This window comes from Pirellulales bacterium (genome assembly GCA_035546535.1).
Lineage (GTDB): Bacteria > Planctomycetota > Planctomycetia > Pirellulales > JACPPG01 > JACPPG01.
This window is the reverse complement of sequence record DASZWQ010000156.1, coordinates 72,250-79,462: the sequence shown is the minus strand read 5'-3', so window position 1 is coordinate 79,462 and position 7,213 is coordinate 72,250. Positions and strand designations below refer to the sequence as shown.

Annotated in this window: 8 protein-coding genes; 1 reads left to right on the top strand and 7 read right to left on the bottom strand. The window is 63.2% G+C overall.

Annotated features, from left to right (window positions below; translation table 11 throughout):
• Positions 1–504: 504 nt before the first annotated feature.
• Positions 505–1,539 carry a DUF1573 domain-containing protein gene (locus VHD36_19170; protein ID HVU89458.1) on the top strand — a complete coding sequence of 345 codons (1,035 nt, stop codon included), beginning with the start codon at positions 505–507 and terminating at the stop codon, positions 1,537–1,539.
• 82 nt (positions 1,540–1,621) lie between these two features.
• On the opposite strand, the gene VHD36_19165 is transcribed toward VHD36_19170, so the two are convergent.
• From VHD36_19165 to VHD36_19135, 7 genes are all read right to left on the bottom strand, one after another.
• The gene (locus VHD36_19165) at positions 1,622–1,837 is read right to left on the bottom strand and encodes a FeoB-associated Cys-rich membrane protein (protein HVU89457.1); all 216 of its coding nucleotides are present in this window, start codon (positions 1,835–1,837) and stop codon (positions 1,622–1,624) included.
• Positions 1,838–1,890: 53 nt separating this feature from the next.
• The gene (gene feoB / locus VHD36_19160; GenBank protein ID HVU89456.1) at positions 1,891–4,146 is read right to left on the bottom strand and encodes a ferrous iron transport protein B; all 2,256 of its coding nucleotides are present in this window, start codon (positions 4,144–4,146) and stop codon (positions 1,891–1,893) included.
• A gap of 90 nt (positions 4,147–4,236) precedes the next feature.
• On the bottom strand, positions 4,237–4,464 hold the full coding sequence (locus tag VHD36_19155) for a ferrous iron transport protein A (GenBank protein HVU89455.1): 228 nt from the start codon (positions 4,462–4,464) through the stop codon (positions 4,237–4,239).
• Entirely contained in the window at positions 4,461–4,697 is a 237-nt protein-coding gene (locus VHD36_19150) for a FeoA family protein (protein HVU89454.1), read from the bottom strand. The genes VHD36_19155 and VHD36_19150 overlap by 4 nt, the downstream gene beginning before the upstream one ends.
• Before the next feature lie 428 nt (positions 4,698–5,125).
• The gene (locus VHD36_19145) at positions 5,126–5,350 is read right to left on the bottom strand and encodes a hypothetical protein (GenBank protein ID HVU89453.1); all 225 of its coding nucleotides are present in this window, start codon (positions 5,348–5,350) and stop codon (positions 5,126–5,128) included.
• A gap of 66 nt (positions 5,351–5,416) precedes the next feature.
• The gene (locus tag VHD36_19140; protein HVU89452.1) at positions 5,417–6,271 is read right to left on the bottom strand and encodes an HAD family hydrolase; all 855 of its coding nucleotides are present in this window, start codon (positions 6,269–6,271) and stop codon (positions 5,417–5,419) included.
• Positions 6,272–6,434: 163 nt separating this feature from the next.
• Positions 6,435–7,184: an NTP transferase domain-containing protein gene (locus tag VHD36_19135; protein HVU89451.1), complete on the bottom strand. Its 750-nt coding sequence runs from the start codon at positions 7,182–7,184 to the stop codon at positions 6,435–6,437.
• Between the last annotated feature and the right edge of the window lie 29 nt (positions 7,185–7,213).

Below are 7,213 nucleotides of genomic sequence, written 5' to 3'. Positions count from 1 at the left end.
CAGCCTGTTGAAAAAAGCCCTCGTGGCTTTTTTCAACCTCGCCAAGTGCGAAGCAAAGCTTCGCACGACTCGCAAAATAACGACTTACGTCGATATTTTGCCATCGCATCCCTGCGATGTCGCAGCCCGTTGAGTTCTTCAACAGGCTGCTAGGAACCGAACCAACGGATTCCACGGCAACTTCCGAGCGGCCGGCCCTCGTTATCCCCGGCATTCCAGGCATTCGCCCACTGCGGGCGGGGACGGCTACAGTCGCAAGGCATCGCGATCCGAAAAACATTTAATTGGTCGGCCATGATTCGTGTTTACCGCACTTATCTCTTTTGGTAGAAGGAAGTTGACACTTCAGTAACGGGGTCGTAGAGTTCCCTCGACGGCCCACAAAAACGTGCGGCCAGCTTGGTGCGGGAGAGATTTTTGCAGCCTCGCAGAACGGCAAACAGCCGGCTTTCGGCTGCCCCGAGGCTTCCTAACGGGCCGCGCATGCTTCAAATGAGGGAAAGTATGTTCCGCGTTCGCATTCAAGGTTTGGGTCTCCTGGTCGTGCTGGCGTTGAACGGTCTGGCCCAGGGCCAGGACTGGGCGCGCAAGATGTTCGAGACCACGAGCCATGATTTTGGCAATGTGGCCCGTGGGGCCCGGGTGGAATATCTCTTCAAGTTCCACAACCCGTACAAAGAAGACGCGCACATCATTGACGTGCGCTCCAGCTGCGGCTGCACGACGCCCCGCGCGCTAAAGGACACCCTCAAGACCTACGAAGAGAGCGCGGTCGTCGCGGCTTTCAACACGCGCAGCTTTCTCGGCCAGCGCAGCGCCACGCTGACCGTGGTGTTCGACAAGCCGTACTACGCCGAAGTGCAATTGCAGGTCGCCGGCTACATCCGCCGCGATATCGTGATTCATCCAGGCGAAGTGGACCTGGGCACGGTCGACCAGGGCACGCCCGTGGAAAAGCAGATTTCGATTGCCTATGCCGGCCGCAGCGACTGGCAGATCACGGACGTGAAATCCGGCAGCCCTTACCTCGAAGCGCAGGTGTTCGAAACAAAACGCGAAGCCGGCCAGGTGGCGTACGACCTGCGCGTACAGCTCAAGCCTGATGCTCCCGCCGGCGCAATCAGCGAACAACTGGTGCTTTTGACGAACGATCAACGTTCGCCCGAAGTGCCGCTCGACGTCGAGGGACGCGTGGTGGCCGAGTTGACCGTCAGTCCGGCATCGGTCTTGATGGGCGTACTCGAACCCGGTCAGAAAGCGACCAAGCAACTGGTCATCAAAGCCAAGAAGCCCTTCCGCATCACGGGCATCTATTGCGACGATGCTTCCTTTCAGATGAATGCCCCGGACGTGAGCAAGCCGCTGCACGTGGTGCCCATCACGTTCATCGCGGGGGACCAGACGGGCAAGATCGCGCAAAAGATCCGCGTCACGACCGACCTGGGCGAAGACGTCGTGGCTGAGTTCTCGGCCTACGCTCAAGTGGTATCACCCGAAGGTGCCGTCGGGCAAACAACCTCGTCGCGGCCGGCGGAATAGTCGCCCTCTGTGATCGCGACCCGGCCGTTGGGCCGTCGTCGCCGCGAGGCAAGCGCCACGATCAGCGATTGGCGGGCTCTCGTTACCGCGGCCTTCTCGCAATGGGCTCGAGCAGCTGATCGATGCCGAATACTTGTGGCGCGCGTTTGATGGCCGCCGATTCGCTCGGGCAGCCAGCGCAGGAACCGCACCCGCCCTGCCGCCGGGACTTGAAGACACCCCAGGCGCGCCGCGCCAGGTAGCCGGCGGCCGCGGCCACGATCGCAAACGTCAGCAATTCGTCGGCGGTGTGAGGCATGGCCCTTTTTTATGCGCGGTTTTTATCTGACGATCAGGGGCTCTGGCGGACCTTCACGAGATCCGCATTCCCACCTGGTAGGTCACCAAGGCACCGAGATACGCCAGTGCCGTCATGTAAGCAAACGTAAACGCCGGCCAGTACCAACTGTTCGTTTCGCGCTTGATCACCACGAGCGTCGCCGCGCACTGGGCGCACAGCGCGAAGAACACCATCAGTGACAGCGCCACCGGCACGTTGAAGACTTTCTGGTCCGTGCCGTCCCAGGTGGCTTGCCGCAGCGCGTCATCGAGGCCGGCGTCGCTCGTGTTCTCGACGTCGACCTCGCCTAGATTGTAGATGATGCCCAGCGTGGCGACGACGACTTCCCGCGCCGGAAACGAGGCGATCGCCGCGCAACCGATGCGCCAATCCCAGCCCAGCGGGCGAACGGCCGGCTCGATCCAGTGCCCCAGGCGACCCAGCCAGCTTTGCTGCTGGTAGGCTCCGGCGACGCGATGGTCGATCTCGGCCAGTCGTGCGTCGATCGCCTGCCGCTCGGCGGCCGTGGCCGGCATCGCTTCCAACTGGCTTTCCAAGGCCACGCGCTGCTCGGCATACGGGGCTTCGATGGCCGGATCGTGCGGATAATACAGGCTCGCCCACACAACGACCGCCACCGCCACGATCAAGGTCCCGGCCCGGCGCACGAACGACCAGCCGCGCTCCAGCATGCGATGCAGCACGATCGACATTGCCGGTATCTTGTAGCTGGGCAGCTCCATGACAAACGGCGGCGTCGGCCCGCGCAACAGCGTCTTTTTCAACACCAGGGCCACGACCGTCGCCGTTACGATGCCGATCAGGTACATCGCGGCAAGCGTGAGTCCTTTGAGGTTCAACAAACCTCCCAGGAACGAACGGTCCGGAATAAAAACCGCGATCAACAGCGCGTAGACCGGCAGCCGTGCGCTACAACTCATCAACGGGGCAATCAGAATCGTTGTCAGCCGGTCGCGGCGGTTCTCGATCGTCCGCGTGGCCATGATGCCCGGAATCGCGCAGGCGAACGACGACAGGAGCGGAATGAACGACTTGCCGCTCAGGCCCACCCGCACCATCAGCTTGTCCATCAAGTACGCCGCGCGGGCCATGTAGCCGCAGTCTTCCAGGAGCGCAATGAAGAAGAACAGGATGAAAATCTGCGGCAAGAAGGCGAGCACGCCGCCTACGCCGCCGATCAGTCCGTCGACCACCAGGCTGCGCAGCGCGCCCTCGCTCATGTGCTCTTCGGCAAAGGTCGCGATCCGCCCGACTCCCACGTCGATCAAATCCTGTGCCGGCCCCGCCCACGAGAAGACCGCCTGAAAAACAATCAACATCGTCAGGGCGAATGCCAAGGTCCCCCACACCCGGTGCGTGAGCACGCGGTCGAGCCGGTCGCTGAAAGTCACCGGGCGCTCGGGCGGCCGGGTGACAATGCCGGTGAGCTTGTCGTTGATCCAGGCGTAGCGCGAGACGGCCTCGATGGCCGGCACCTGGCAACCAGCGGTCGCCAATCGCCCACGGGCGTCTTGAATCGCGCTGCTCAGGCCGGCGTCCCCGCGCCCCACGACCACATCTTGCAGATAGCCCGTCGTATCGAGCAGGAGTCGTTCGACCAGATAGCGCGGCGGCGCGGCGTGGCCGTTCGAAGAACGCTTGGCCGTGGTCGACGCGTCCGCGCTGCCGCCGAGCCGCTCGCACAGCGCCGTCACTTCCTGTTGAAAGGCCACAGGAAAGGGGCTGGGGCGCGCGGCAACCGTCTGCCGCGCCGCAGCCGCCAGGGCCGTTTTCAATTGCTCGATACCGCGGCGCCGATTGGCCTGCACCGCAATCACGGGAACACCCAGACTTTGTGACAGCCGCGGAACGTCGATCGACATGCCGCGCGCCCGCGCCACGTCGATCATGTTGAGCGCCACGATCGTCGGCAGTCCTAGCTCCAGCGCCTGGCTCACGACGTACAAGTTGCGCTGCAAGTTGCTGGCGTCGACAATACACAACACGACGTCCGGGCGCGGCGCATCGTCACGGCGCCCTAACAAGACATCGACCGCCACCATTTCATCCGGCGACCGCGGCGCCAGGCTGTACGTTCCGGGCAGGTCGATGAGCGTGAAGCGCTCGTTCCCGTGCGTCAAATGACCGATCTTCTTCTCGACGGTCACCCCCGGATAATTTCCCACCCGTTGCCGCACGCCGGCCAGGGCGCTAAAGAGCGTGGACTTGCCCGTGTTCGGATTGCCGATGAGCGCGACACAGACGGTCGATGGGTCACTTCGCGTCATGGCTGGTGGCAAGGAAAAGCGATTCGGCAGGCGGGGCGTTAGTCGGCCGTCGCAATGCCGCGGCGCGGCGACCACCTGCGAGGCATGTACTTATAGAGACTCGATCTCGACACGTTGCGCTTCGCTGCGGCGAACACTCAGGTGGTAGCCGCGCACATCGAATTCGAGCGGGTCTCCCAAGGGCGCGGTTCCCAGCAGTTCGACGTCGACGCCCGGCGTCAGTCCCATCTCGAGCAATCGCCAGGAGATTTCGTCGTCGCCCGTCACCTTGACGACGCGAGCCTTGCTTCCCACGGGGAGGTCGGCCAGCCGGTTCACGCCAGCACTCCCGATCGTACCAGCACGTGCGATAACTCATCGGCCCGCAGGCACAGCCGTTGGCCATTGACCCGCACGATGCACGGGCGTCCCGCCTGCACCATTTGCACTTCGGCCCCCGGACGCAGACCGATCTCGTCCAGGCGGTGCAGCAATTCGCCACGGCCCACGACCGCCGCGATGGCGCCGGAAGCGCCGACTTCCAGATTCTCGAGCGGAATGCAATCGTCCACGGCAGCTATCTATCTTACGTGTTGTTATTGAGACTCATTCTCAAGTCCCTTCCATTCTAAGAGAGTCCATCGGGCGCAGCAAGCGGCCGGCTTGAAAAAAACCGGGAGAGGCCGACCGAAGAGTGCCGCGCGAGTTACACCGCGCAACCCACTGGCGTCCTAGCAGCCTGTTGAAAAAAGCCCTCGTGGCTTTTTTCAACCTCGCCAAGTGCGAAGCAAAGCTTCGCACGGCTCGCAAAATAACGACTTACGTCGGTATTTTGCCATCGCATCCCTGCGATGTCGCAGCCCGTTGAGTTCTTCAACAGGCTGCTAGCCGTGCGATGCCTGCGAAGTGCGGACCTGAGAGCCGGACAAGGAGGGGCGGATCGTGGGCGTGAGCCCGGCTTTCTCGCCGACCTTGTCGATACGAGCAAGGGGGAGAGCCCCTATTCCCAGTAGCGCGCCAGGATGATCGAGTAGGCGGCCACCGCGCCAATCATCCAGCCGATCATCACCCAGCGCGTCCAGCGCGGCAGAGGAGAAATCGAATCCGCATCGTCCTTGGTGCGATAGCTGCCCAGCGGTCCGACCATACGAAAGCGGCGCGCCGCCGCGGCGCGATACAAAGTCGGCGTTCCGTCGTCGTTCGAGGTGCCCAAGGGCGCGCGCATGCGTGGATTCCTTCCCGGGTGTGTCAAGCGTAGCTGATGCGAGGGCATCGGCGGCCGGCAGGCGACTCAGCCGGCGCAGCGTTTTTCCTCAGTCGACTCGACCTGCGCGAGCACGATAAAAAGCAGTTCCTCGAAACGATCGATGCACTTCGCGCCGCAGGCACCCTGACGAACGTTGAACCCCGCCGTACGCAGGCCCGCGCTCTGGGCCGCCGACAAGGCGCGAACGTGGTGGGTAACAAAGATTGCTTCCTCCGCCGCGCAATTCACGACCTGCAGCGCTTGCGAGAAAGCTGCCACGTCAGTCAGACTGGCAGACAATTCCGTCGAAGTGAGCACCTGGTCGAAGAGGCCTGTCAGGCGAAGACGGTCGAGTTGCATGCGCAGCGTTTGTGCCGAACGGTCGGTATTGGCCAGCACAGCCCGGCCGATCCCCGCCGACTGCAGCCGCGTGAGCGTGGTGCGCACCGCGGGAAATGGCCGAACATTGGTTTGAGCTTTGCGCCGTTGACCGCGACTAGCGGCGACGATCTCGTCGATGTGACGAGCCGCGAGGCCGATCGCTTTCAAACAGCCGGCCAGCGCGGCGTGAAAATCCTGCTCCCCCCGATGGACCGTCGGCAAGAAGACATCTTGCCACGCTTCCGCGAAATCGGCTTCCGAGCGCGGCGATAGTCGCGCGAACATCTGGGCCAGCCAGCGCTCCCAGCTCGACGCGTCGTACAGCACATCGTCGACGTCAAACAGCACCACCTGGATCGAAGGCGCGCTTGGCGCGACCGACGAGGGGGGAACACTCAGCCGAGCGCGCGTCACTGGTGCCGCCGAAAACTCGGGCGATTGCGGCGCACTCCAGGCCGCGCTGCCAAGAGCAAGCCCCGGTTCCGCGGGCGTCAAATACGTCTCTGTTTTCGCACCCATCTTGGAATCCTTTCCAGGGCTGGTGCGCCGCAATCGGGCCAGGCTCCACGAACATCCGTCGGCCGGCCGCTTGGTGTTCAGTTCCTCTCTCGGCTGCTAAGCCGCCTGCAAGCCGCCGGACGCCCCTGGCATCCGGCCGGCGATGGACAACCGCCACCTCAAACTAGCGCGTCGCAAACTCGCGGTTCAAATGTGCCATTCGCGCCAGCACTTGCGGGTTGCGATGCAGCAAATCCGTGATCTGCCGCCATTCGAAACCCTCGTGCCCGAGCGCGTCGTAGATCGTGTGCAAGTGGTCCCAGTCTTCCTCGTGTTCAACGGTCAGGCGCAGATCGTCTCGATCCAGCTCCGTGGGGACCGGAATCAGGCGAAGCCGAAAGATCTCGGGGTGCGAATACAGGTATCGCGTCACTTCCTCGCGATCGCTCGCGCTCGTGGCTTCGCGGTCGGCGCGCCTCAAGGCGCTCGACCGACACCATTCGGCAAACACCCCCAACGGCGACAGGATCGCCGGCTGCCCGTCGCGCGAGCTGTAGCTGATGTAGTCGCACGTCGGATGCTCGCCGGCCGTGATAATCAAACGATCGACGAAGTCCGGGTCGATGCACGGCTGATCGGCCGGCACGCACACGACGGCGTCAGGCCGGAAATGGTCGACCGCGTCGCTGACACGCGCCAGCGCGTCGTGCCGCTGGCTGACGAAGACGGCCACGTCGCGCGGTACCAGGTTGAAGATTTCTTCGTCTTCGGGGCGGTCGCTGACCACGACCACGACGCGTTCCAGCCGCTCGCAATCGGTCACGCGGCGCACCACGCGTTCCATAAGTGATTGTCCGCCCAGCTTGCGCGCGTGATGCGGCTTGCATCCGGCCGTGGTGCCGCGTGGTTGAATGACCGCCATCGTTCTCGACATCAAGTTCACCTGTCCTTGGATGATTGAGC

Bases quoted from the DNA above. Each gene is read 5' to 3' on its own strand.
- VHD36_19170 (HVU89458.1), top strand. From the start codon at position 505: ATGTTCCGCGTTCGCATTCAAGGTTTGGGTCTCCTGGTCGTGCTGGCG.
- VHD36_19165 (HVU89457.1), bottom strand. From the start codon at position 1,837: ATGCCTCACACCGCCGACGAATTGCTGACGTTTGCGATCGTGGCCGCG.
- feoB (HVU89456.1), bottom strand. From the start codon at position 4,146: ATGACGCGAAGTGACCCATCGACCGTCTGTGTCGCGCTCATCGGCAAT.
- VHD36_19145 (HVU89453.1), bottom strand. From the start codon at position 5,350: ATGCGCGCGCCCTTGGGCACCTCGAACGACGACGGAACGCCGACTTTG.
- VHD36_19140 (HVU89452.1), bottom strand. From the start codon at position 6,271: ATGGGTGCGAAAACAGAGACGTATTTGACGCCCGCGGAACCGGGGCTT.
- VHD36_19135 (HVU89451.1), bottom strand. From the start codon at position 7,184: ATGTCGAGAACGATGGCGGTCATTCAACCACGCGGCACCACGGCCGGA.